This is a genomic window from Rhodococcus sp. IEGM 1318, assembly GCF_033142465.1.
GTDB classification, from domain to species: Bacteria; Actinomycetota; Actinomycetes; order Mycobacteriales; family Mycobacteriaceae; genus Rhodococcus_F; species Rhodococcus_F qingshengii_B.
Map to the genome: position 1 here is coordinate 64983 of NZ_JAWLSC010000013.1, position 23668 is coordinate 88650.

A 23668-nucleotide genomic window follows, 5' to 3' on the forward strand; every position below is an offset into this window, starting at 1 on the left:
CGTCCTGAAGGTGTTGAAACAAATCTGAGCCCGCGGGAATTGATCGAGCCCCATGCACGTTAATTGAGTCAGTAACGCTCAACTTTCTGCAAGGAGGCTTCGGAATGCCAGCATTCTTCGGGCCCGAGGGTCCCGGTCGCATCGATATTTCCCGGCTCATGAGCAGGGCCACCCAGCAACTCATGGCTGACGCTGCACGTGTAGCGGCTGCTCGCGGTGATTCGGATCTCGATGCACTGCACGTTCTCCGCGTCATGGCGGAGCAGGATCCGGTCCGCACGCTCATGCAGCGCGCCGGAGCCGACCCGAAATCCGTGGTCGACGCCGTCGACCTGCGGCTGCCACAAGGCCGTGAGCAGGGGGCCTACTCTGCTCCTGCGCTCAGCAGCGCCGTGAAAACCGCTCTACTCGAGGCTCATCAACTGGCCCGAGCCCTGGGATCGACGTACATCGACCCCGAACATCTCTTCATCGCATTGGCCGGTGACCCCGATCATGTTCCGGGGCGTCTGCTCGCTTCGGCAGGCATCACGCCGGAGAAGCTGCAGGCAGCGGTTCAGAACCCTGCAGCCGGTCCAGTCGAAGACGAGTCCACCACACCGACGCTCGACAAGTACGGCGTCGATCTCACCGATCGCGCACGCAACGGCGGCGTCGATCCGGTGATCGGCCGCGCCGACGAGATCGAACAGACCATCGAGATCCTCTCCCGCCGCACCAAGAACAACCCCGTCCTGGTGGGTGAGGCCGGCGTCGGCAAGACTGCCATCGTCGAAGGTCTCGCCCAGCGCATCGTCGACGGGGATGTCCCGGAATCGTTGGTGGGCAAGAGGATAGTCCAGCTCGAACTCTCGAGCATGGTCTCGGGTACTCGCTACCGCGGAGACTTCGAGGAACGGCTGACCAAGGTGATCGACGAGATCACCGCGCACAAGGACGAGCTGATCGTCTTCATCGACGAGATGCACACCATCGCCGGTGCCGGAGGCGGCGCCGAAGGTGCGATGGATGCCGGAAACATCCTCAAGCCCAAGCTCGCTCGCGGTGAACTGCATATCGTCGGCGCCACCACGCTCGACGAATACCGCAAGAACATCGAGAAGGATCCCGCGCTCGAGCGGCGCTTCCAGCCCGTACAGGTCGGAGAGCCGTCGATCGAGGACGCGATCGCCATCTTGAGCGGACTGCGCAGTCGGTACGAGGATCACCACAAGGTGCACTACACCGACGAGGCGATCACCGCTGCGGTGGAGCTGTCGGCACGGTACATCGGCGACAGGTTCTTGCCGGACAAGGCAATCGACTTGATCGACCAGGCCGGCGCCAGGCTTCGTTTGAAGACTGCCACGGTAGACACCGCTGCTCTGCAGCAACGTCTCGAGCAGCTCGAGAGCGACAAGGAGAAAGCTGTCGCCGACGAATTGTACGAGAAGGCGTCGACCCTGCGTGACGAGATCAACGGCGTCGCAAAGCGTCTCGAGAAGGCAGGATCCTCGGTTCCTTCCGAGGAAACTCCGGATGTGACCGCTGAACAGATCGCCGAAGTTGTCGCCCGTGCCACGGGTATTCCGGCCAGCCAGATGACTCAAGCAGAGAAAGATCGCCTGCGCCGTCTGGAAGAGGAACTGCACGGTCGTGTCATCGGGCAAGATGACGCCGTTCGCGCAATCGCGCGTGCGGTGCGTCGTAGCCGGACCGGTATGAGCGATCCGGATCGTCCCGTCGGTAGCTTCCTGTTCCTCGGACCTACCGGTGTCGGCAAGACGGAGCTCGCAAAAGCTCTGGCTGCCACACTCTTCGGTGACGAGAACAAGATGCTGCGCTTCGACATGAGTGAGTTCGGTGAGAGGCACACGGTAAGCCGATTGGTCGGTGCTCCTCCCGGATATGTCGGCTACGGCGAGGCCGGACAGCTCACGGAACAGGTGCGTCGTAACCCGTACTCGGTGATCCTGCTCGACGAGATCGAGAAGGCACACCCGGACGTGTTCAACACCTTGCTCCAGGTGCTCGACGACGGGCGTCTGACCGACGGCCAGGGTCGAACGGTGGACTTCAAGAACACTGTCGTGATCATGACCAGCAACCTCGGCTCGGACATCATCTCGAGCAAGTCCGGTGGACTCGGCTTCACCACAGGTGATGCAGAGTCGGCGGAGAAGCCACTGCGCGACCGCGTGATGGCCAGGTTGCGCGAATCGATGCGGCCGGAGTTCCTCAACCGCATCGACGAGATCGTGATCTTCCGCAAGCTCGACACCGAGCAACTGCACCGGATCACTGATCTGTTGCTCGACGACAGCCGGAAGCGGTTGCAGTCCAAGGGCATCGACATCGAGTTCACCGCCGACGCAGTGGACTGGATTGCCGAGCACGGGCATCAACCCGAGTTCGGGGCTCGCCCGTTGCGTCGTTCGATCCAGCGTGTGGTCGACGACAAGATCGCCGACATGCTGCTCGATGATCTCCTCGAAGAGGGCGGCAGTATCACCGTTGCGGTTGACGAGGGTGAGTTGGTGTTCAGCTAGGAGGGGCACAGGCCCCCGTGAGCGGTTAGGGAGTCTCTGGACTCCCTAACCGCTCACAGGCGCGCAGCGCCCAAAATCTCCGCAGCCAAGGCGTCGTTGTGCCGGAAAAACCCCGCATTGGTACGGGGACGAGGGAAAGCCGCCGACCAGTTGTGGCCTGCAACCCACGGCCCGGCCGCGAAGCGGCGAGGATGAGCTGTGTTGTCCTGGTCGAGAATTCGTGAAGTACCGTCGACGGCGAGCTTCGCCGAACTGTCCACGGTCGCACGAAGTTCGACTGCCTCGCCCCGACCGTGAAGCGTCCGCAGGAGCGAGTCACCGCTCGCGCTGATGGAAGCAACCGGCAAGCGTGCTTCGACGAGGGTGTTCGCGGCCACGATGTCGGTGTGCGACGCACTGCGAGCGACAAAGATCCCAGCCCCCGTTGCCGGGTCGATCTCGGTGGAGAACACCGAATCCGGCCCGAGGAACTGGACGATGCCGGCCTCGTTGAGCGCGATCAACTGTTCCAGTCGCTCGGGTGGCGGACCACTGGCGATGAAGCTGAAGAACGAATGAAGCCAACCCTCGACGTCCTTGGCGACGGATTCGGCCGGGATTCTGCCGCGCCGCAGCAATTCTCCGACAGTCATGTATGTCGACAGCAGCGCTGAGAAGACAGCGGCGTCGGCGCTGAAATACGGGTCCGACCTCCGCACGACGTCTGCCGAGATGTATTCGCTGATCCGGGATTGGACCTCGGCGAGTCCGTCGTAGCGCTCACCGCCGAGTGGGCGGTTCAGCCGCTCGAGATCGATGCGGTCTTCCGGCTTCGGGACTGCGTTCTCGACCAGTTCCTGCAATCGAGGTGATCCCCAAGCCAGCGAGGCGAATTCGGCGTCGAACTCCTCCCAGGTGCCCACTGTCCGATCCGGGTGCGACGCGAACAGTTCGTGATAGTGGGCGCCTGCCAGTTCTTTCGACGCCAGGGGCCAGATGTCGTTTCGGAAATCCAACGGTCCGTCGCCGGGCACAAGATCAGCGGTGAAGAACCGCGGTAGCGGTGGCCGAGCGTCAGCGATCGAGTACGAAATCTTGGAGTGATACGGCACGCCGCGACGAGATCCGGCATACAACAGGGGTTCCCGACCCGAGGGAGCGTAAGTGAGGGCACCGTCCTCACCGCGTTCGAAGATGCCGCCGCGGCTCTCGGCGAGGAGAACCATCCAGTCGATGAAAGCCAGCCCGAGCCCGGCGATCAGAACCGGTTCGCGTTCGGGGATGACATCGGCATCGAGGTCGGCGGTGTATCCCGGCCCTACATAGGTCAATCCGTGATCGGACGCGAAGCTGGTCAGCGCGATTTCACGTGGGGCAGGCAACGCATCGGGGTGCCCTTGTGCGAGAAGGACGGCCGTCGCGCCGATGACAGCTCCGTCATCCAGATGAACCGTCTGTGTCTTGCCGACGTTCACGATGTCGACCACGGATCGTCGATGAACTCGGACGTCGACGTGCGCTGGTGCAGTGTCGACCGCGGTCTGGAACACCCAGTTCAGGTATCGGCTCTGCAGTGACCTCGATGCAAACGACGACGGGGTGATCATCGGAACTTCTGCCGCGATTTCGGGGAATTCGGCAAGTTCAGCCGAGTGCTCGGCGACCCATTCCGCGAGTGTCGGTCCCGGCAGCACCGGGCCGGTTACGGCGGTGGTCTCGTCGGTGAACATCGTGACGTCCGCGGTTGTCGAATTCATCCACAGAAGCGGCGCCTGGCTGCCTCGCCAAATGCGGCCGGCGCCTGCCGGATACGGGTCGACAACGTGAATGTCGATCGGTGTGGGATCGGCGTTCACCGATTCGTGAGCGAGGATCCGCTCGAGTACGCCGGTCCCGCGTGGTCCACCGCCCACGATCACGACGACAGCTGCTGTCCCCACTGAGGTACGGGGTCGATCGCCTGGCACGAGTCCTCCATCGGACCTGGCAGAAAGCACCCGCACCTCAGCAGAGGGGGTTGCTGCGACGTCACGGAGCCAGGACTCTCGATCGCTCTGGATGGTTAGTCCAGCTTATCTTCGGAGGATCGTGAGGCAAGGAATTCCGGACATCAGATCAACGTGAATCAAACAGTTGTCAATCACTATCTTTCGGTTTGCGTTGCCGGCAGGATCCGAGCGTGAACATCCCCGAAGCCGATTCGTGATCCGCCGACGCCGGGAGCGGTGGCTGAGATGGCGATGGTGTCGCCGTCTTCGAGAAAGGTACGGGTCTCGGAGCCCACAGCCACGGGTTCCTTGCCGCCCCACGTCAGCTCGATGAAGGCGCCGCGCTGATCTTTGTCCGGTCCGGAAATGGTTCCGGACGCGAAGAGATCGCCGGTGCTCGCTGCTGCGCCGTTGATGGTGGTGTGCGCGAGCATCTGCGCAGGCGACCAGTACATCTGTGCGTAGGGCGGCCGGGAGACGACGTGACCGTTCCATTCGACGGCCAGGTCGATGTCCAGCCCCCACTTCTCTTCACCACGCAGATAGGAAAGCGGTTCGGGATCCTGCACCGGAGTGTCGATTCGGGCTGCTTCGAGAGCGAGCAAGGGTACGACCCACGGTGAGATGGAGGTCGCGAAACTCTTCCCCAGGTTCGGACCTAGGGGCACGTACTCCCACGCCTGGATGTCCCGGGCGGACCAGTCGTTCACGACGACGGCGCCGAAGACGTGCTCGGCAAAGTCGTCCGGGGTGATGGAATCGCCCATCTTCGAAGGAGTTCCGACGATGAAGCCCATTTCAGCCTCGATGTCGAGGCGGCGGGACGGTCCGAAATCCGGGTTCTCCTGATCGGGTGACTTGCGCTGTCCGCAGGGGCGAACGATATCGGTGCCGGAGACGACGATGGTGCTCGAGCGCCCGTGGTATCCGACCGGAAGGTACTTCCAGTTCGGCATCAAGGGGGCAGCGTCGGGTCGGAACAGGCGTCCGAGGTTGGTCGCATGATTTTCCGACGCGTAGAAATCCACGTAGTCGGCCACCGCGATCGGCAAGTGCATTGTGACTGAGTCGACGGGAAACACTGCGTCCGAGTCTATTTCGCCGGTCACTAGATCCGTGATCCGATTACGCACCGATATCCACTGATCTCGGCCCAGCGCCATGAACGCATTCAGAGTCGGTTCGGCGAAGACGGAATCTCCCAGTGTCGCTGCGAGATCGACCACCGAGTCGGCGACCCGTACACCAACACGGGGTGATCCTCCGGCGGGGGAGAAGATGCCGTATGGCAGATTGTCGATCCCGAACAACGAGTCGGCGGGAATGTCGATGGTCGTGACGGTCATACGAGTGTTCCTTCGGTTTTGTCGGAGCGGACGATCAATCCGAGGCCTTCGAGCTCGGTGAGAGGGTCCGAAATGCTACAGGTCCCGAACGAGAGGAAGCGGCGACGCACCTCGCCGGCCTCGTCCGCGGTCAGTTCGGCCAGGGCTTGCGCGATCGATTCGCCATCGCGTTGCGCCAGAGCAGCAACAACTTCCGAGCGGTCGGCGCCCCGCCTCACAGCGTTGACGGCCACCATGATGTTGAGGAAGCCGTGCTGCTCGAAACCTGTCTCCGGATCGGTATTGCGCACGCCGTGATGCAGTCCCGCGGTCGCCTTGAACGGGATACCCGCTCGGACAACGGATATCACGGCTTCGGCGAGCTCGTCCTCGTCCGGGTACGCTTCGGTGACAATTCCTCCGGTGCGAAACTTCGCGGAGTACCCGGCGGTTTCGAGCGCCGTCAGATAGTCCACGCGTCGATCACCGCGGGGTACCTCGACAAAAATGTCCAGGTCGGGATGAGCGGCATGGACGGGAGCGAGTTCCTCGAAGGCGGCTTCGGCGTCCAACCCGTCAGGAATTCCCACTTCGACGGCGGCGACGCTGACACCGGGGATAGCGAGCGCGTTCGACAGTGCCGCCGCCGTATCGGCTGGACCGGCCGGCACAGTCAGACTCAGCGTCACCGGGTTGTCAGCTGAAACGTACGCGGCCAGTTCGCTCAATCGCGGCGCGGGAAAGACGAAGGGCCCGACCAGTGCGTCATAGTCCGCCTGCTGGTAGGCCGCGTGGGCCGGAACTGCTTCGGCGAGAGGAGCATTGCCGGGTGGGAAGAGTGCTGCGTCGTCGCACAGGCCGCGCAGGAGTGGGGAGATGATCGTCATTGCTGAGGCCCCCGCCCTGCCCAACTCCAGGCGTACGCTTCGTCTTCACAGGCCAAGGCTCCCTCACCCAATTCGAGGGGCCGGAACGTATCGACCATCACGGCCAGCTCGTCGAAGAACTCGGCGCCGATGCTTCGCTCGTATGCGCCGGGTTGTGGGCCGTGGGCGTGGCCGCCGGGATGAATCGATATCGAACCCTGCCCGATGCCGGAACCCTTGCGTGCCTCGTAGTCTCCGCCGCAGTAGAACATGATCTCGTCCGAGTCGACGTTCGAGTGGTAGTACGGCACGGGGATCGACAGGGGGTGGTAGTCGACCTTGCGGGGCACGAAGTTGCAGATCACGAAGTTGTTCCCCTCGAATGCCTGGTGCGCGGGCGGCGGCTGGTGAACACGGCCCGTGATCGGCTCGTAGTCGGAGATGTTGAAGGTGTACGGGTACAGGCATCCGTCCCAACCGACGACATCGAAAGGGTGCGTGGGATAAACCATTCGGGTGCCGACGATGCCCGCCGACGTGCGGTGCTTGACCAGTACCTCGATGTCGGTGCCTTCGGCGATCATGGGCGCGGTCGGTCCGTGCAGGTCTCGTTCACAGAACGGTGCGTTCTCGAGTAGCTGGCCGAAGCGGGAAAGATAGCGCTTGGGCGGGACGATGTGACTGTTCGCTTCGATGGCGTAGGCACGAAGTGGTTTGTCACCCTTGGGGATCCATCGATGCGTTGTGGACATCGGGATCAGGACGTAGTCACCTTCACGGGCCTCGAGTGTGCCGAAGACAGTCTCGACGGTCGCCTCGCCAGATTCGATGTAGACCATCTCGTCGCCGATTGCATTGCGGTACAGGGGAGATGGCGCCGCCGCAACGACGTAGGATAGTCGCACGTCGGCATTTCCGAGGATGAGACGACGGCCGGTTACCACGTCGGTCTCGTTCCAGGTGCTTTCGGGAAACAGTGTGTGGAGTTTCAGATGGCGCGGTTTGAGGGGATGGTTGGGGGTTGTGCTCTGATCGCGCAGTTCCCAGACTGTTGCGTCGACGATGGCCGACGGGATCTCGCGGTGGTAGAGCAACGAAGAATCCGAGGAGAAACCTTCCTCGCCCATCAGCTCTTCGTAGTAGAGGTTGCCGGACTCGTCACGGTGTTGGGTGTGACGCTTCGGTGGGATGTTGCCGAGTTGTCGATAGAACGCCATGACGGGGCTCCTTCTGTGCTGTTCTGCCTGGCTCACCTCCACCAGATAGTAAATACATTAACTAAAATGATGTGATGGGCGCAACCCTCCAAGGGGGTTCGGGTCTATGTCAGTTACGTCCGCGTACGTCGAACTGGCTGCGGTTGGTGATCAGTTTGTCCAGGAGCATGACAAGAATTCGCTGTTCGGCCTCGCTCAGGACGCTGACCCAGGCGTGTTCGCGTTCGTTCTGCTCGCGAAACGCTTCGACCATGGCTTCTCGGCCCTTGTCGGTCAGGTACAGCTGGACCGAACGTCCGTCGTTCTCGGTGGGGCGGCGATCGATTAGGCCTTCCGCCAGTAGCGACTTGGACAGATTGGAGACAGCGGCCCGGCTCATCCCGGTGAGCTCGGCGGCAGCCTTCGGCTCGATCGGACCGGCCAGCCAGGTGACGAACAACAGTCGGAAGGAGGACCATGACCAGCCTCGAGGGCGGTGGATCGACGACTCGAGATCGTAGGTGACCACGTTCGAGGCCCGATTGAGTGTCAGCAGTACCTCGGTGGCCAGCTGGTCGCGAAAGCCGTGTTCAGTGGCCAGTCGCTTGTTGGCCAGTTCGATGAACGACCAGAAATTGAGCTCGCCGACGGCTGGCTGGTCATCGGTTGTCCGGTCAGTCATGGACTAACCCTAGCGCGATCTGGAGTTGATTAATGTATGTATTAGATTTCGGGGTTCTGATGAAACTGCGCAACCCGGCACTGTGGCCAAGATTCTGAACTATCGTGACGCGCGTGACTGTGCGCAGCGACGAGTTTCCCTTGGACGTCGACCTCATGTCGGTGGGACAACTCGAGCGGAGAGGACGACTGACCACGGCGGTGGTCGAGATGCTGGCCGAGGTGCCGTCGGATCGAATCCAGATGAAAGACGTCTCGGAGCGTTCGGGTGTCGCGCTCGGAACGCTGTATCGCTACTTTCCGACCAAACAGCAACTTCTTGCTGCGGCGATGACGGCGTGGAGCGGTCTCGAATCGGCCAGTAGTCCTGAGAAGTCGCGGGCAGACGGTGGAGAGAACAACGTGTACGAGCGGGTTCTGGCACTTCATCGCCGCGAGATGAAGGCATTCGAGCGTAGGCCCTACTTCGCTCGGCTGGAGATCGAACTCCATTCGTCCTCGGATCAGTTCGTGATCGAGTCGTTGGATCTGCGCGCGGCTGCACATCGGAGAATGCTGTTCGAATTGATGGACGGTGTTCCGGCCGAGACGGCGCGGGTTGCGGCCGTGGCAGTAGGCGGCACGATGTTGACGGCCCTTGCGCTGTGGACCAGTGGCCGGATCGGATTCGCAGAAGCCCAGCGGAACGTCGAAGACGTCATCGGACTGGTACTTCGCTGAACGGCGTCACTCTAGAATTCAATTCTTGTTTCTTCCGCGGTGAATGCGAATTATCGCTTCAGCTTTGTGGAAACGAAGACGCAGGATGGGTCCTTACCTAGAATTCACTTACAAATCTGTCGGGTGTCCGATCCAGGGATCGACGTATCCGTGAACTGTGAAAGTGAGTCGCAATGAAGCGCTCGTACCGAGCTAGCGCTCGAATCTGGATGGTTGTCCTGGCGTCGGCGACACTGGTGGTGACGGGGTGCGCGGGTAGCAGCCAAGGCACGACCACGGATGCATCGGACGTGACGGTCGGAGTTGTCGGTGACCAGAACAACGGGGGAGAGCCGCGCTCGGGCGGCACCGTGTCGTTTGCCACGTACAACGGGATCAGCAGTCTCGACCCGGCGGACCGTCAGGACGGCGGAGCTACCGGTGGTAGCGAAATGGCAGCCATCTACGACCTTCTGATGCGCTTCGATACGGCGGCGGGCGAATATGTTCCCCACTTGGCGCAATCCTTGTCGGCTAACGGCGACAACACGGTGTGGACACTGAAATTGCGCGACGGCGTCACCTTCAGCGATGGCACTCCGGTGGACAGTGCGGCAGTCCTGTGGAGCATCGATCACTATTTGCAGAAGAAGGGAACTCACGCCCTGGTATGGAAGACCGCTGTGCGCGAGGCGAATTCACCGGACCTGAGTACAGTCGTGTTCACATTGGCGCAGCCGTGGGACGAGTTCCCGATCATGTTCACCACCGGTCCCGGCATGATCGTGGCACCCTCGTCGATGGCTACCGGCACGTTCACCCCGATCGGGGCAGGTCCGTTCACCGTCGAGAAGTTCGCCTCCCAGGACGAATTGGTGCTCGCTGCCCGTCCGACGTACTGGGACGGGGCGCCGTACCTCGAGAAGTTGCGCTTTCCCGCAATCGTCAATGAGAAGAGCAAACTCGAGGGATTGCACACCGACGGAATTCAGGTTGCCTATCTGAAGTCTCCCGATTTCATTCACGAGGCTTTCGAAGCCGGCGATCCCGGATTTGTGTACTCGGCCAGCATGGCCGGAGTTCTGGCAATCAATCAGCGCGACGATCGGGCGGCGAAGGACGAGCGCGTACGTAAGGCGATTGTCGCTGCGGTGGACCCGACTACGTTCAACGAGCGAGTTCAGGGCGGCTTCGGCGAACCCGGCACCGACATGTTTGCGTCGTGGTCGCGGTGGCACGGTTCGGTGGCCGGAAACGGTTTCGATCCCGAGGCCGCGAAGAAGTATCTGGACGAGGCGAAGGCCGACGGGTACGACGGAAAACTGACATACGTCGGAATGAACGATCCGGCGACGCAGCGCAGCGCGCTGACGTTTCAGTCCCTCTTGCAGGCAGTGGGTTTCACCGTCGACATCACCTACGCAACCAGCATCAACGATCTGATCTCCATGCTATACGCAAAGCATGACTACGACGTGTCCTACTTCGCGTTCAACGTGTTGGAAGAGTCGCCGTTCGTGCGCATGTACGGCAACCTCTTCAGCGAATCGCCGTCGAACATCCTCGGCTACAAGAACGCTCGGATGGACGAGCTGCTCGGCAAGCTGCAAACAGCGTTGGGCGAGGATGAGCGGCGAGTCGTCATCGACGATATTCAGACAGTGGTCAACGAGACGGCGCCGATGGCCGTGGTCAACTCCGGAAAGGTCTTCATCCCGTGGCGCGAGAACGTCCACGGAGTGACCCCGAGTGCGGACGGGATTCTGCTCTTCGGCAATACGTGGTTGAGCTGACCCCCGTGTGCCTTTTTGGTAGTGCCCACTACCAAAAAGGCACACAGGGGCTTCGCCCCTAAAGCTCCGCTCGTACCAACTTCGCGGCTTCGACGAGGTTGCGCAGCGATGCCTCGACCTCGATCGGGCCGCGGGTCTTCAAACCGCAGTCCGGGTTGACCCACAACCGCTCGACCGGAACAGCTTTGAGTGCCTCTCGCAGTGATTCGGCAATCTCGTCGACGCTCGGCACACGCGGCGAGTGGATATCGTAGACACCCGGGCCGACGCCGAGGTCGAACCCGACTGAACTGAGATCGTCGAGGACCTCCATGTGTGAGCGGGCAGCCTCGATGGACGTGACGTCCGCGTCGAGGCCGGCGATGGCGCCGATCACCGCTCCGAACTCGGAGTAGCACAGGTGCGTGTGGATCGCGGTGGAATCCGCGACGCCGGAGGTGGCCAATCGGAAGGCGCCGACCGACCAGTCCAGGTAGGCGCGCTGATCCTCGGCACGCAGCGGGAGTAGTTCTCGCAGAGCCGGTTCGTCGACCTGGATGATTCCGATTCCGGCGGCCTGCAGGTCGACGGTCTCGTCTCGAATGGCCAGTGCGACTTGATTTGCCGAGTCGGCGAGGGGTTGGTCGTCACGGACGAACGACCAGGCCAGAATGGTGACGGGCCCGGTGAGCATGCCCTTGACCGGCTTGTCTGTCAGCGACTGTGCGTACGTGATCCAGTCGACGGTCATCGGCTTCGGACGTGAGACGTCGCCGTACAGAATCGGCGGACGCACGCAGCGGGTGCCGTACGACTGGACCCATCCGTTGGCGGTGGCGAAGAACCCGTCCAACTGCTCCGCGAAGTACTGCACCATGTCGTTGCGTTCCGGTTCGCCGTGAACGAGTACGTCGAGGTCCAATTTTTCCTGGAGTGCAACAACTTCGGCGATCTCGGCGCGCATGCGGTCGACGTACTCGGCTTCGTCGATCTCACCCTTGCGCAGCGCCGCGCGAGCGATACGGATCTTCGACGTTTGTGGGTACGAGCCGATAGTCGTCGAGGGCAGCGGTGGCAGAGAAAGCAACTCGTCCTGGGCAGCGCGGCGCTCGGCGGCGGGCGCGCGACCGGTCGCCGAGCTCAGAACGGCGTCCAGCCGGCCTCGAACGCTCGCGTCATTGAGTCTGCGATCGTCCTTGCGGGTCGACGCGGCAGCTCGTGCCAGCGCGAACTCGTCCTCCACCGACTCTCGTCCCTGTGTGAGAGCGGTTGCGAGAGTGACCACTTCCTTGACCTTCTCGGTGCCGAACGCGAGCCACGAGCGCAGGGCCTTGTCGACATCGGCTTCTGCGTCGAGAGTGTACGGAACGTGCAGCAGGGAGCACGATGTGGAGACGGCAAGAGTATCCACGCTGCCCAACAGAGCACCCAACGTGCTCAGTGCCGAATCCAGATCCGACCGCCAGATGTTTCGTCCGTCGACCACTCCGGCGACGACCAGTTTGCGGGCGAGTTCGGGGACGGAGCCGATCGAGTCCTGACCGGCCACCAGATCGACGGCAAATCCTTCGACACCGGTGGACGCGAGTGCGGGCAGCGCGTCACGCAGCGAGCCGAAGTATGACGCCAACAGGATCGACGGCCGCTCGGTCAGTGCCGAAAGCTGTTCGTACGCAGCGCGTGCCGCTTCGGTTTCCTCGTCGGTGCGATCACCTACGAGAGCCGGTTCGTCGAGCTGAACCCACTCCGCGCCGGCCTTCGCGAGCCGACCGAGTAGATCCGCGTAGAGGGGGAGCAGTTCGTCGAGCCGCGAGAGCAGAGGCTCGTCAGTGCCGACAGACTTCGAAAGCAACAGGAAGGTGACCGGTCCGATGACGACCGGGCGGGCTGCAATGCCGTCGGAAAGTGCTTCTGCGAGTTCGGACAAGACTTTGGACGGGTCGAGTGCGAACGTGGTGGACGGCGAGATCTCCGGCACCAGGTAGTGGTAATTGGTGTCGAACCACTTCGTCATTTCGAGCGGCGCGATGGTGTCCGTCCCACGGGCAGCTGCAAAGTAGCGGTCCAACGGATCGGCGACCGATGCGACGCGATCGGGAAGTGCTCCGAGAAGAACTGCGGTGTCGAGCATTTGATCGTAGAAGGAGAAGGTGTTGACCGGGATCGAGTCGAGGCCCAGGTCACGGAGGTCGGCCAAGCCCTGCCGACGGAGGTCACGGGCGACGCTCTGCAAGGCGTCGGCGTCGATGCGCCCCGCCCAGTAGCTTTCGGTTGCCCGCTTGAGTTCTCGATGAGGACCGATGCGCGGTGAGCCCAGCACGGTCGAAGTGAATGTCGTTGTCACGGAGTTTCTCCAGATTGCCAATGCACTGATGGCCACTGCCGGCAGACGGGTACACCTCACGAGACCCCTAGCTTCGGCGGGCAGCACTGCCCGAACCACGCACGAGGTCCGATGGAGATCTACACGCCCATTCCACGAGGCGGTGGACCGTCGGGCACGGCGTGCCCGACACAGTCGGCAGGTCTTCGGACTCGCGGGCACTCGATCGAGTTGGATCGAACCTACTGGCCGTCGCTTCCCAGGCGGATGCCCAGTGCACATAAACGGCGGTCGTTCCTGCTTACCGCTGCGGGACAGTCCCGGATTTTCACCGGGTTCCCTCTCACTCCGTCAGCTTGCGCTGACGGGGCTTCGACGCCGGGAACAGTCTTCGGGGCTCCTCATGACCGTGCCGGGCGAACCAGCTGCACCGATCAGCATAAGGCCAACCCTCCCTGCGCAGTCAAGGAGAGTCGGCGAAGGGCGCTACGCGCGTGACATGTAGGAATTCGAGTCCGGTGGTACGCGCGGAAGATTCTCGGAGGAACGTAGATTCTCCGCCATTTCCACAAGCAGATCCTGCGAAGACGGTGAGAGATCGACGACCCGAGCAGTGAGGTTTCGCAGGCGCACGTTGTGCAGCTGTTCGAGAAGAGAGAGGTCTGCTTCGCCACCGGAGATGGTCGGTGGAGTGTGGTCGGACGGGGCGTAGAAGTAGTCCGGATGGACGTTGAAGAAGTGGGCGAGGGCAGCGACCACTTCGGGTGACGGGTTGGTTCGGACGCCGGTGCGTAGTTGCGACAGGTACGGCGTCGAGATGCGGCAACCGAACTCGGTCATGCCGCGAACGACCATCGCGTTGGTGACGTGAAAGTCGGCAGTCTCGAACAGCGAGTTCAAGCGATCGTTGAACTGGTTCGACATGAGACGTCCCTTCCTCCGTTACGCACAGGCTCCGTCGATTCAATTAACTGCATCATAGCCAGTTATCGAACGATTAGCTGGTTTGGATTCTCACGAAGGGGGTCGTTTGCAGGGAAAATCCCTAGGGTAGAAGGTCCCTACTTTGAGTGATCTGGACAATTCGTCATCAAGAATCGAAGGGCGGACTATTTGCCGGCGAAGCGGATTCGGTCATGTGCGAATCAGAGCCAGCCGTTCGACTCGGCGATTCTCACGGCTTCGGCGCGGGTCGTGGCACCCGTCTTACCCATTGCGGACGACAGGTGGTTTCGAACTGTCCCTGCGGACAAGAACAGCGCCCCTGCGATGGCCGCCACGGGTGCGCCGTCGTGAGCAGCGCGCAGTACTTGGGTCTCACGCTCCGTCAGGGGCGACTCGCCGCTGACGAGGCTGTCAGCCGCAAGGGTGGGATCGACGACGCGCAGTCCGGCATGAACACGCCTGACCGCGTCGGCAAGCTGCCTGGCAGGTGTGTCCTTGACGACGAACCCGCCGGCCCCCGCGTGAAGGGCTTTACGGAGAAATCCTGGGCGCCCGAACGTGGTGACGATCAGAACCCGGGTCTCGGGTGCTGCTTCGCGAAGGGCCGCTGTCGCGGCGATACCGTCCATGCCGGGCATCTCGACGTCGAGAAGTGCGACGTCTGGACTGTGCTCGAGTACGGCAGCCACCACCTCGTCACCGCGGCCGACCTCGGCCACCACGGACAGATCGGATTCCAGATCGAGTAGCGCGGCCAAAGCTCCTCGCACGAGCGCCTGGTCGTCCGCCAAGAGCAGCCGTATGGTTGCTCGATCGCCCTGGTTGCTCACACTTTCTCCTGTTCGACGACCTGAAGTGCAAACCCTTGCGGTTCGGGATGAGTGATGATCAGTCGTGCGCCCGACGCGCCGGCCCGCTCACGCAATCCGATCAGACCGTTGCCGGAAGACGTCGACCCGGCCCCTCGTCCGTCGTCGACGACAGACGCGCTTCTTTCGTCGACCGTGATCCGACAGTGTGTTGCTCCGCTGTGCCGAACCACGTTGGTGACACCCTCACGGATCGTCCATGCGAAGAGTTCTCGGAGGCGAGTGGGGACCATGTCGGTACTGCTCGGCACGTCGTCCTCGATTCCTGCCGCACGCAATGCCTCTCGCGCACGGGCTATCTCGACGGGAAGTGAAATTCCACGAAATCCTTCGACGGCCGAGCGCACGTCCGCAAGCGCGTCTCGAGAGAGCCTTTCGAGATCGTCGAGTTCGCTGCGTGCACGTTCTGTGTCGACGTCCAGTAGGCGGTTGGCCAGTTCGGCTTTGATCGTGATGACGGTCAGCGAGTGCCCGAGTATGTCGTGCAGATCGCGCGCCATCCTCGTTCGCTCCTCCGTGATTGCTCGCTGCTCTTGCTCTTCGCGTTCATGGAGCATGGCGAAGTTGCGGCTGATCAGGGACATGATTCCCCAGGTCGCGAACGCGGCCGCGCAGACTCCGAGTGAGAGCCCGGAGTAATTTCCCCACCCGGACGAGAGGCTGACTATCTCCACGGAGGCTGCAAACACCAAGGCGAGAATGCCGCCCGCGACGGTCGGCAGCAGCGTCACCGCTGTCACCGCGAGATACGGTGCGGCTGCCAAACCCGTCGGCCCGACGCTGACGATCATCACGGCGGCCAACGCGGTCAGAGCGGCCAGAGCCAGTGCAGCTTCGCGAATTTTCGGCCGAGTCATTGTCATTCGGCGCCGCTGCTGAGTTGTGGCGAACGTGTACAGGTAGAGCGCACTGAAGGTGATCGTCGCGAGAATCCCTGTCCAGCCGCGCACTTCGTCGCGCAGATTCCATCCCTCGATCAGCGGTCCGCCGAGAAATACCATCCAGACCGCCGCGAAGAGAACACCGAAACGATTCCGCCGCGGCAGCGCGACGGAATCGTTTCGCTCAGTCGTTTGCGACAACTACACACGCTCCGTATCTCGTTGGAACCGCCAGATCGCTCCGCCGGCGAAGATGGCGAACCACACCAGGATATTGACGATCCAGGTCCAGTGAATGCTATTGCCGGTCAACGGTGCGTGGGCGAGGGCATTGATGCCGAACATCGGCGTGAACTGTGCGATGGTCGCCCACACGGAACCGTCGGTGAGAGGTACGAAGAGTCCGCCGCCGAAGGCGAGCAAGGCCAGTCCCGGGCCGAGCAACTGCATGACGTTCTCACTGGGGAGCAGATACCCCATGAACAGGCCGAAGGCCGCGAAGATCGACGATCCCAGCCAGGCGATCAATGCTGTTGTGAACCAGAGCGATCCGTCCATCTGCGCAGACGTGAACGCGCCGACGACGTAGACGACAAGGATCGAGACGAGACCGAGCAGCATCGCCATGATCAGTTTGACGGCGATGTAGGCGACCGGCGTCAGTGGAGTCAGGCGCAGTTGCCGGCTCCATCCCGACGCTCGTTCGATCGAGACCATCGCTCCGCCACTCGTAGTGGCCAGCATCGCGCCGTACAGGGCCATACTGATCATGATGTACGCGGCGACATTGCCGTGCCCGATCCCGTGGTCGTCGTCGCCCTGACCGAGCCCGAAGACGAGGAAGAAGACGACCGGCATGACGAGTGTGAAGATCATCGTGCGCCGATTGCGGGTCAGACGACGAAATTCCAGTCGCAACAGGGTCGTGTTGAATCCGCCCAGTGGTACGACGGTTCGCTCGGCTCCGTAGGTGTTCGCTTCGATTGCAGTGGTCATCACTTCTGTCCTTCGGAGTTGTTCGACGTGAGTGCGATGAATGCGTCTTCGAGGCCACGCGAGACGATTTCGAGATCGCGAGCCTGCGTGTTGGTCAGCAGGAACCGTGCAACGGCATCGGTGTCGCCCGAGTGCACGAGCAATGACTCACCACGCACCTCGACGGCATCCGAGTTCGGTATGGCTCGCAGCAGTTCGTCGGTGATACCGGGGACTCGTGCGCGCAGGGTGCGCCCGGACGCCATCGCCTTGACCTCGGCGGTGGTTCCGTCGGCGACGACTGTGCCCTGCCGGACCAGGATGATGCGGTCGGCGTAGACATCGGCCTCTTCGAGGTAGTGCGTCGCAAAAAGCACAGTGCGACCGTGATCTGCGTCGGCGCGGATGGCGGACCAAAAGTCCCGACGCCCTTCGACGTCCATACCGGTGGTCGGCTCGTCGAGAATGAGCAATTGGGGGTTCGACAGCAACGCCATCGCAAACCGCAGGCGCTGTTGTTGTCCGCCTGAGCATTTGCTGACGAGGCGATCGGAGATGTCGAGGATTCCGGCTCGCCCCAGCACTTCGTCGACCGGACGGGATTGGGCGTACAGGCTGGCGGTCAGCTGCACGGTCTCGGCCACCGTCAGTTCTTTGAGCAGCCCGCCGGTCTGCATGACTGCAGACACGAGTCCGCGGGCGATCGCCGATCGGGGTGACATTCCGAAGACGCTCACGTCGCCCGACGTCGGTCGGGACAGTCCGAGGATCATGTCGATGGTTGTCGTCTTGCCTGCGCCGTTCGGGCCGAGGAACGCGACGATCTCGCCGGGGCGGATGCTCAGGTCGATGCCCTTGACGGCGTCGACGGTTCCGAAACTCTTGCGCAGTCCGGTCAACCGGACGGCGTCGTGTGCCGATCCTTCAGTGAGTGTGTGCAGTGCCTGTGGTGAATGCCGTGCCTGTGTTGAGGTCATACATAGAATCTGCTCGCTTCGAGGACATGAGCCCTCGTCCGTCCGTCATTCTTCTGCCATGACATTTGTCATCGGGTCGGCCGGTATCTGTTTCGGTGCACTCCGGCCGAGCCGGGCGAGGACCAACCCCGCGATGATTGCTGCGCCACCCACGGCTTGGAGTGCGGTCACGGATTCCCCGACCAGGATCCACGCGGCGACGACCGCGCACAGCACTTCGGTCAGTGCTACCAGAGATCCTATGGTCGGTCCCAGCAGTGTGATCGCGGCGATGCCGGTGAGATAGGCGATGACAGTGCTGACCAGGACCAGGACCGCCACGGGCAGCCACACGCCCACCGAGTGTTCTGCCACGACTGCGTTCGAGGCCGAGAACTCGAGGGGGAGGATGCCGACGAGCCCGAGTGCGCCGATGACCAGTGCGCTGACGGTCAGCCCCGATGCCGCGAGCACAACAGGATGGAGATCGCCGTCCGCACGTTCGGAAATGACGAAATAGACTGCAAGGCATGCCGCTGCGGCCAGTCCCCACGCGACTCCGACGGCACTGATCTCTGCCGATCCGAAGACGTCGATCACCACTGCGGCGCCGATCAAGGCAACCGCTGCACCGAGAAGTGTCTGCACGCTCGGCCGCGCGCCTTTGGTGATCCACACCCATCCGATGACGATGATCGGTGCAAGGTACTCGAGGAGTAATGCGACTCCGACCGAAAGATGTTGCACAGCATTGAAGAAGCACAGTTGAACGCCGGAAATCGCGAACACTCCGTACAGCAGTACGGTTCGCGTGTGGGCGCCGACCTGTCGTAGTCGAGGCCATTGGGTGGCTACCGCGATCACCATCATCACCAGTGCGCCGCCGGCAACGCGCGCGAACACTGCGCCGCCGGGGGACCATCCTGATTCGATGAGAGATTTCGCGAACGGGCCCGATACGCCGAACGTTGCCGCGGACAGCAGAGCGAAGATCAAGCCGTTGCGAGAGTTCACGTCGTCACCCGTCAGGAGTAAAAGCGATTACGATGCTGACATTAGGTTGATACGGCTCAGGAGTCAAAGTGCATTTTGCTGGTGACACGGAATCGGCGCTCGTCTTCGCTGCCTCGTTGGTCAACACGGCCCGCGGCGGGGCTGAACTGCTTCCGGATCAAGAGGAGCTGACGCGGTTTCTCGACGCTCATCATTGGACCGGCAGGCGGGACGGCACGCGGGAGGAATTGACGGCGGTTCGTGCGCTGCGTCCACGACTGCGAAAGTTCTGGGAAGCCGCGGGAGTGGACGACGCCGTCGAGGTGGTGAACACACTGCTACTCGAATCGGGCGCGAGGCCGCGGCTCACCAGGCACGACGACCTCGGCTGGCATCTGCACGTCACCGCTGACGATTCGCCACTGGTGGACCGGATGGCCGCAGAAGCGGCGATGGGTGTGCTCGATCTGATCCGAACCGACGAATTCTCGAGGTTGCGATGGTGCGAGGCCCCGGACTGCGAAGCGGTCTTCGTGGATTTGTCGCGCAATCGTTCGAAGCGATACTGCGACACCGGAAACTGTGGGAACAGGGCGCACGTCGCCGCCTATCGTGCCCGTAAATCCGGTGCGTGACCAAGCGGTGTTCGGAGGGATAGAACCAGGCTGAGTGAATACCTCGTCGGGAGCCAGGATCGGTCTAGCGTTGTGAATTCGGAACAGATTTCGCGAAGCCAGGAGGATGGTCGGTGGCCGATCGTAGGCGTCCACTCAAGACGGTGACCGGTGTCAGCGGGGCGGTGAGTATCTACGACGCCGCGATCGATCCGACGACTTCGACGGTCGCGTCCGCGATCGACGTCGCAAAGACGGCCGAGGCGAACAAGATCGACGGACTGTTTGCCGCCGACCTGCTGAGTTTCGGCGCGCAGGGCGCGATCGGCGCGCAGGAGCCGTTGATCTTCCTTGCCGCGCTGAGTGCGGTCACCACCCATGTGGGGCTGATCGCCACCGTCACGACGACGTTTCATCACCCTTTCAACCTGGCACGGTTGTTCGGCACCCTGGACCACGTCAGCAATGGTCGAGCCGCATGGAATGCCGTCACTTCCTCACTCGGAGAAGAGAACTACAGCGACCTGGATCTGCCGAGTCCGGAGGAGCGGTACGCCCGAGCGGCCGAATCGCTCGAGGTGGTCAACGCGCTTTTCGACAGTTGGAAGCCCGGCGCCCTGACCCGGGGAGAGGGCTCAGCGGTGCTCGATCCGTCGAGGGTGGTCCCCATCGAGCATCGAGGCAAGTACTTCACGGTGCAGGGGCCGCTGAACATCCCCTCCCTGCCGCAGCGTCGTCCGGTCCAATTCCAGGCCGGCCAATCTGCCGGAGGTATCGAACTGGGTGCTCGCTTCGCGGAGGTCGTATTCACTTCTCTCGCAACCTTCGAGGACGCGGTCACCTACACGAAGACGATCCGCGCCCGGGCGGCAGAGTTGGGGCGTGGGGACGAACTGCCACTGATTTTCAGCTCGTTCCACGCAACGTACGGCGCCACCGAAGCCGAAGTCGAACGATTGGTCAGAGAAGCCGAGGAATCGACGGACTTCGACGCCGGACGCACGAGGCTTGCCGACATGTTCGGCGGTGACGTGGATTTCCCGGAATTGCCGCTGGACCGGCCGATCCCGGAGTCGTTGTTGCCGGACCCGTCGTCGGTGAATCGACGACGGGGCCGGGTCGAGATCTTCGGCAAGCTCGCATCACAAGGAAAGACTCTGCGTGAGTTGATCATCGCGTCCAAGGACACCGGCCACTGGGCAGCGGCGGGCACCCCGGAACAGCTCGCGGACGCGATCGAGGAACGATACGACGCGGGCGTACTCGACGTCATCACGCTCGGTGACCTTGCCGATCCGCGTACTCACGATTTCGTCACGAACGGGCTGCTGCCGGAACTACGCAAGCGCAGAATCGTGGGAACAGATTACGTCGGGGGTACCTTCCGTGAGAACCTCGAGTTGCCACCGCTGCCGCCTGTTTCCAGCACCTAGTTGTTGGAGGCGAGTGAGCGCATGAAGAACATGAGGTTGGCCGGCCGTTCCGCCAGGCGACGCATGAAGTAGCCGTACCACTGGCTGCCGTAGGGAACGTAGACCCGCAGGTGATTGCCTTCGGCTACCAATCTGCGTTGTTCGCCGTCGCGGATGCCGTAGAGCATCTGAAACTCGAAATCCTCGGCTGTCCGTTCGGTCAATGTGGCGAGTTCGAGGGCGGCGTCGATCATGGTGGGATCGTGGGAGGCGACCATCGGGTACCCGTCACCTTCCATCAAGACCTTCAGGCAACGCAGGTACGACGCGTCGACTTCGCCGGGCTTTTGGAACGCGACGTCGGCCGGTTCCTTGTATGCACCCTTGCACAGCCGAATTCGTGAACCTGATCCGGAGAAGTGCCGGCAGTCGGCCTCGGTGCGGTGCAGATACGCCTGCAGGACCGTGCCGAGCGTCGGGAAGTCGCGGCGCAACTCTTCGACGATGGACAGTGTCGAGTCGGTGGTGGTGTGATCCTCCGCATCGACGGTGACCCACGCGCCCACTTCGTCTGCCGCTGTGACGATTCGGTGAGCGTTCGCCAGGGCGATCTTCTCGCCGTCACCGGGAAGTGACTGCCCTAACGCCGAGAGCTTGAGCGAAACCTCGAGGGTGTGTTGCGTCCCAGCCGCTTCGGAAAGCGTTGCGTACGAGCGGAGAAGGGACAGATAGGCGTCGACGGTAGCTGTTGCCTGGGCCGGATCGGTAGTGTCCTCGCCGAGGTAGTCGACCGTCGCGAACCGGCCACTGGTGAGGATGTCGCGTACGGCTGACACCGCTGCGGGTTCCGCGTCCCCGGCGACGAACCTGTCTACCAGCTTGCGGGTCAAGGTCATCCCGGAGACTGTCTTCTCCAATCGCGACGAGCGTGCCGCCGCAAGCAGTACCGGGCGCAGCGGGTTGCTCAGAGAGACGTTACTCATCAACGGTTCTCGCTCTCGGCTGGATCGATATCCTGGTGGGGGTAGCGATGATCGGTGGGAGGAACGAAGGTTTCCTTGACGGTACGCGTCGACGTCCAACGGAGCAGGTTCTGCGGTGAACCGGCCTTGTCGTTGGTGCCCGAAGCTCGCGCGCCCCCGAATGGCTGTTGTCCGACTACCGCGCCCGTCGGCTTGTCGTTGACGTAGAAGTTTCCGGCGGCGAACCGCAGACCGTGGTGAGCTTGATCGACGGCCGCACGGTCGGTGGCGATCACGGCACCGGTCAGGGCGTACGCGGATCCGCTGTCGATACGAGCGAGGATGTCGGCGTAGGCATTCGGTGCGGAGTCGTCGTAGACGTGCAGGGAGAGTATGGGGCCGAAGTACTCGGTGCTGAAGGCCTCGTCACTGGGGTCGTCACCGAGCAGGACCGTCGGCGAGATGAAGAATCCTTCGCGGTCGTCGTAGTCGCCGCCTGTTGCGATGGTGAGGCTGCCGGTCGACTTGGCGCGGACGATCGCGGCGGCGTTGCGGTCGAAGGAACGCTGGTCGATGACGGCGCCGCCGAAGTTCGTCAGGTCGGTGACGTCGCCGTACTTCAGTGACGACACTGTGTCGATGAACGTGTCGCCCATCCTGGCCCACACCGATTTCGGGACGAATGCCCGTGACGCGGCCGAGCATTTCTGTCCCTGATAGTCGAAGGCCCCGCGGATCAATGCCGTCGTGAGTACGTCGGGGTCTGCTGAACTGTGTGCGAGTACAAAATCTTTGCCGCCGGTTTCGCCGACGAGACGCGGATACGTCCGGTAGTTCGAGATGTTGGCTCCGACCTCACGCCACAAACGCTGGAAAGTTGCGGTCGATCCGGTGAAGTGGATGCCCGCCAGGCGAGGGTCGGCCAGCGCGACCTCGGACACCGTGGGTCCGTCGCCGAGAACAAGATTGATCACCCCGGGTGGGAGGCCGGCGGCTTCGAGTAGTTGCATCGTCAGGTACGCCGCGACGGCCTGCGTCGGTGACGGCTTCCAGATCACGGTGTTGCCCATCAGGGCCGGTGCGGTGGGGAGATTTCCGGCGATGGCGGTGAAGTTGAAGGGGGTGATCGCGTAGACAAAACCTTCGAGTGGTCGATATTCGACGCGATTCCACACTCCCGGAGCGGAAACGGGTTGGTCGGCGAGTATCTGACGTGCGAACGCGACGTTGAAACGCCAGAAATCGATCAGTTCGCACGGGGCATCGATCTCGGCCTGATATGCGGTCTTCGACTGACCGAGCATTGTTGCGGCGGCGATGGTTTCGCGCCACGGGCCGGAGAGTAGATCGGCGGCGCGGAGGAAGACCGCAGCTCGGTCGTCGAACGAGAGGTCGCGCCAGGCCGGGGCGGCGAGTGTAGCGGCGTCGATGGCATCACGAACATCCGAGTGCGTTGCGCCCGCAAACGATCCGATGACCGAGCTGTGACGGTGTGGTTGAACTACGTTCTCCCGCTTGCCCTCCGCAGTTCGGTGGACGCCCCCGATGACCTGTCGGATGTCGGTGGGAGTCTCGGCCAGTTCGGAAAGTTTGGTGCGTAGGCGTGATCGTTCCGGGCTTCCCGGCCCGTAATTGTTGACCGGCTCATTGGAGGGGTGGGGGACATTGGTGACGGCGTCCATGACGATCCTTCGGCAGACTGAT

At 62.4% G+C, this 23668-nt stretch carries 19 protein-coding genes and 1 riboswitch; of the genes, 5 read left to right on the forward strand and 14 right to left on the reverse strand.

The window, feature by feature from the left end; genetic code table 11:
- The first annotated feature begins 104 nt into the window (after positions 1–104).
- Complete coding sequence (locus R4P65_RS26145) at positions 105–2528, forward strand: ATP-dependent Clp protease ATP-binding subunit (protein WP_019745017.1); 2424 nt, start codon at positions 105–107, stop codon at positions 2526–2528.
- Positions 2529–2581: 53 nt separating this feature from the next.
- Here the strand turns inward: R4P65_RS26145 and R4P65_RS26150 are convergent, their stop codons facing one another.
- The 5 genes from R4P65_RS26150 to R4P65_RS26170 form a co-directional block, all read right to left on the reverse strand.
- A complete protein-coding gene (locus tag R4P65_RS26150; RefSeq protein ID WP_317828674.1) occupies positions 2582–4474 on the reverse strand; it encodes an FAD/NAD(P)-binding protein in 1893 nt (630 codons plus the stop codon).
- A gap of 176 nt (positions 4475–4650) precedes the next feature.
- On the reverse strand, positions 4651–5841 hold the full coding sequence (gene fahA / locus R4P65_RS26155; RefSeq protein ID WP_317828675.1) for a fumarylacetoacetase: 1191 nt from the start codon (positions 5839–5841) through the stop codon (positions 4651–4653).
- The gene (locus R4P65_RS26160) at positions 5838–6707 is read right to left on the reverse strand and encodes a hypothetical protein (protein WP_317828676.1); all 870 of its coding nucleotides are present in this window, start codon (positions 6705–6707) and stop codon (positions 5838–5840) included. The genes fahA and R4P65_RS26160 overlap by 4 nt, the downstream gene beginning before the upstream one ends.
- Positions 6704–7903 carry a homogentisate 1,2-dioxygenase gene (locus tag R4P65_RS26165; RefSeq protein WP_317828677.1) on the reverse strand — a complete coding sequence of 400 codons (1200 nt, stop codon included), beginning with the start codon at positions 7901–7903 and terminating at the stop codon, positions 6704–6706. Before R4P65_RS26165 ends, R4P65_RS26160 begins: the two co-directional genes overlap by 4 nt.
- Positions 7904–8012: 109 nt before the next feature.
- Positions 8013–8564, reverse strand: coding sequence for a MarR family transcriptional regulator (locus R4P65_RS26170; protein WP_317828678.1), 552 nt, complete (start codon positions 8562–8564; stop codon positions 8013–8015).
- Between the two features lie 104 nt (positions 8565–8668).
- Here R4P65_RS26170 and R4P65_RS26175 point away from each other — a divergent pair, with 104 nt between their 5' ends.
- Positions 8669–9283, forward strand: a complete 615-nt coding sequence (locus R4P65_RS26175) for a helix-turn-helix domain-containing protein (RefSeq protein WP_317828679.1) — start codon at positions 8669–8671, stop codon at positions 9281–9283.
- 173 nt (positions 9284–9456) lie between these two features.
- On the forward strand, positions 9457–11055 hold the full coding sequence (locus R4P65_RS26180; protein WP_317828680.1) for an ABC transporter substrate-binding protein: 1599 nt from the start codon (positions 9457–9459) through the stop codon (positions 11053–11055).
- A 58-nt stretch (positions 11056–11113) separates the two neighbouring features.
- Here the strand turns inward: R4P65_RS26180 and metE are convergent, their stop codons facing one another.
- From metE to R4P65_RS26215, 7 genes are all read right to left on the reverse strand, one after another.
- A complete protein-coding gene (gene metE, locus R4P65_RS26185; protein ID WP_317828681.1) occupies positions 11114–13378 on the reverse strand; it encodes a 5-methyltetrahydropteroyltriglutamate--homocysteine S-methyltransferase in 2265 nt (754 codons plus the stop codon).
- 158 nt (positions 13379–13536) lie between these two features.
- Positions 13537–13738: riboswitch (cobalamin riboswitch) on the reverse strand.
- Positions 13739–13843: 105 nt separating this feature from the next.
- Positions 13844–14281, reverse strand: coding sequence for a helix-turn-helix domain-containing protein (locus R4P65_RS26190; RefSeq protein WP_124567623.1), 438 nt, complete (start codon positions 14279–14281; stop codon positions 13844–13846).
- Positions 14282–14502: 221 nt separating this feature from the next.
- Entirely contained in the window at positions 14503–15132 is a 630-nt protein-coding gene (locus R4P65_RS26195) for a response regulator transcription factor (protein WP_317828682.1), read from the reverse strand.
- Positions 15129–16253 carry a sensor histidine kinase gene (locus R4P65_RS26200; protein ID WP_317828683.1) on the reverse strand — a complete coding sequence of 375 codons (1125 nt, stop codon included), beginning with the start codon at positions 16251–16253 and terminating at the stop codon, positions 15129–15131. The genes R4P65_RS26195 and R4P65_RS26200 overlap by 4 nt, the downstream gene beginning before the upstream one ends.
- On the reverse strand, positions 16254–17048 hold the full coding sequence (locus R4P65_RS26205; protein ID WP_166809295.1) for an ABC transporter permease: 795 nt from the start codon (positions 17046–17048) through the stop codon (positions 16254–16256).
- Positions 17048–18004, reverse strand: a complete 957-nt coding sequence (locus R4P65_RS26210) for an ABC transporter ATP-binding protein (protein WP_166809296.1) — start codon at positions 18002–18004, stop codon at positions 17048–17050. The genes R4P65_RS26205 and R4P65_RS26210 overlap by 1 nt, the downstream gene beginning before the upstream one ends.
- A 45-nt stretch (positions 18005–18049) precedes the next feature.
- Positions 18050–18997: an EamA family transporter gene (locus tag R4P65_RS26215; RefSeq protein WP_317828684.1), complete on the reverse strand. Its 948-nt coding sequence runs from the start codon at positions 18995–18997 to the stop codon at positions 18050–18052.
- A gap of 68 nt (positions 18998–19065) precedes the next feature.
- Between R4P65_RS26215 and R4P65_RS26220 the strand changes: the two genes are divergently transcribed.
- Both R4P65_RS26220 and R4P65_RS26225 read left to right on the forward strand, forming a co-directional pair.
- Positions 19066–19611 carry a CGNR zinc finger domain-containing protein gene (locus tag R4P65_RS26220; RefSeq protein WP_317828685.1) on the forward strand — a complete coding sequence of 182 codons (546 nt, stop codon included), beginning with the start codon at positions 19066–19068 and terminating at the stop codon, positions 19609–19611.
- Positions 19612–19724: 113 nt separating this feature from the next.
- Positions 19725–21023: an NtaA/DmoA family FMN-dependent monooxygenase gene (locus R4P65_RS26225; protein ID WP_317828686.1), complete on the forward strand. Its 1299-nt coding sequence runs from the start codon at positions 19725–19727 to the stop codon at positions 21021–21023.
- On the opposite strand, the gene R4P65_RS26230 is transcribed toward R4P65_RS26225, so the two are convergent.
- On the reverse strand, positions 21020–21985 hold the full coding sequence (locus R4P65_RS26230; protein WP_317828687.1) for a proline dehydrogenase family protein: 966 nt from the start codon (positions 21983–21985) through the stop codon (positions 21020–21022). The two genes, R4P65_RS26225 and R4P65_RS26230, sit on opposite strands and share 4 nt — an antisense overlap.
- Entirely contained in the window at positions 21985–23646 is a 1662-nt protein-coding gene (gene pruA, locus R4P65_RS26235) for an L-glutamate gamma-semialdehyde dehydrogenase (protein ID WP_317828688.1), read from the reverse strand. Before pruA ends, R4P65_RS26230 begins: the two co-directional genes overlap by 1 nt.
- Between the last annotated feature and the right edge of the window lie 22 nt (positions 23647–23668).

Excerpts from the sequence above, each read along its gene's own strand:
- R4P65_RS26145 (WP_019745017.1), top strand. The coding sequence starts at position 105 with ATGCCAGCATTCTTCGGGCCCGAGGGTCCCGGTCGCATCGATATTTCC.
- R4P65_RS26160 (WP_317828676.1), bottom strand. The coding sequence starts at position 6,707 with ATGACGATCATCTCCCCACTCCTGCGCGGCCTGTGCGACGACGCAGCA.
- R4P65_RS26180 (WP_317828680.1), top strand. The coding sequence starts at position 9,457 with ATGAAGCGCTCGTACCGAGCTAGCGCTCGAATCTGGATGGTTGTCCTG.
- R4P65_RS26210 (WP_166809296.1), bottom strand. The coding sequence starts at position 18,004 with ATGACCTCAACACAGGCACGGCATTCACCACAGGCACTGCACACACTC.
- R4P65_RS26190 (WP_124567623.1), bottom strand. The coding sequence starts at position 14,281 with ATGTCGAACCAGTTCAACGATCGCTTGAACTCGCTGTTCGAGACTGCC.
- R4P65_RS26165 (WP_317828677.1), bottom strand. The coding sequence starts at position 7,903 with ATGGCGTTCTATCGACAACTCGGCAACATCCCACCGAAGCGTCACACC.
- pruA (WP_317828688.1), bottom strand. The coding sequence starts at position 23,646 with ATGGACGCCGTCACCAATGTCCCCCACCCCTCCAATGAGCCGGTCAAC.
- R4P65_RS26230 (WP_317828687.1), bottom strand. The coding sequence starts at position 21,985 with ATGAGTAACGTCTCTCTGAGCAACCCGCTGCGCCCGGTACTGCTTGCG.
- R4P65_RS26170 (WP_317828678.1), bottom strand. The coding sequence starts at position 8,564 with ATGACTGACCGGACAACCGATGACCAGCCAGCCGTCGGCGAGCTCAAT.
- R4P65_RS26205 (WP_166809295.1), bottom strand. The coding sequence starts at position 17,048 with ATGACCACTGCAATCGAAGCGAACACCTACGGAGCCGAGCGAACCGTC.
- fahA (WP_317828675.1), bottom strand. The coding sequence starts at position 5,841 with ATGACCGTCACGACCATCGACATTCCCGCCGACTCGTTGTTCGGGATC.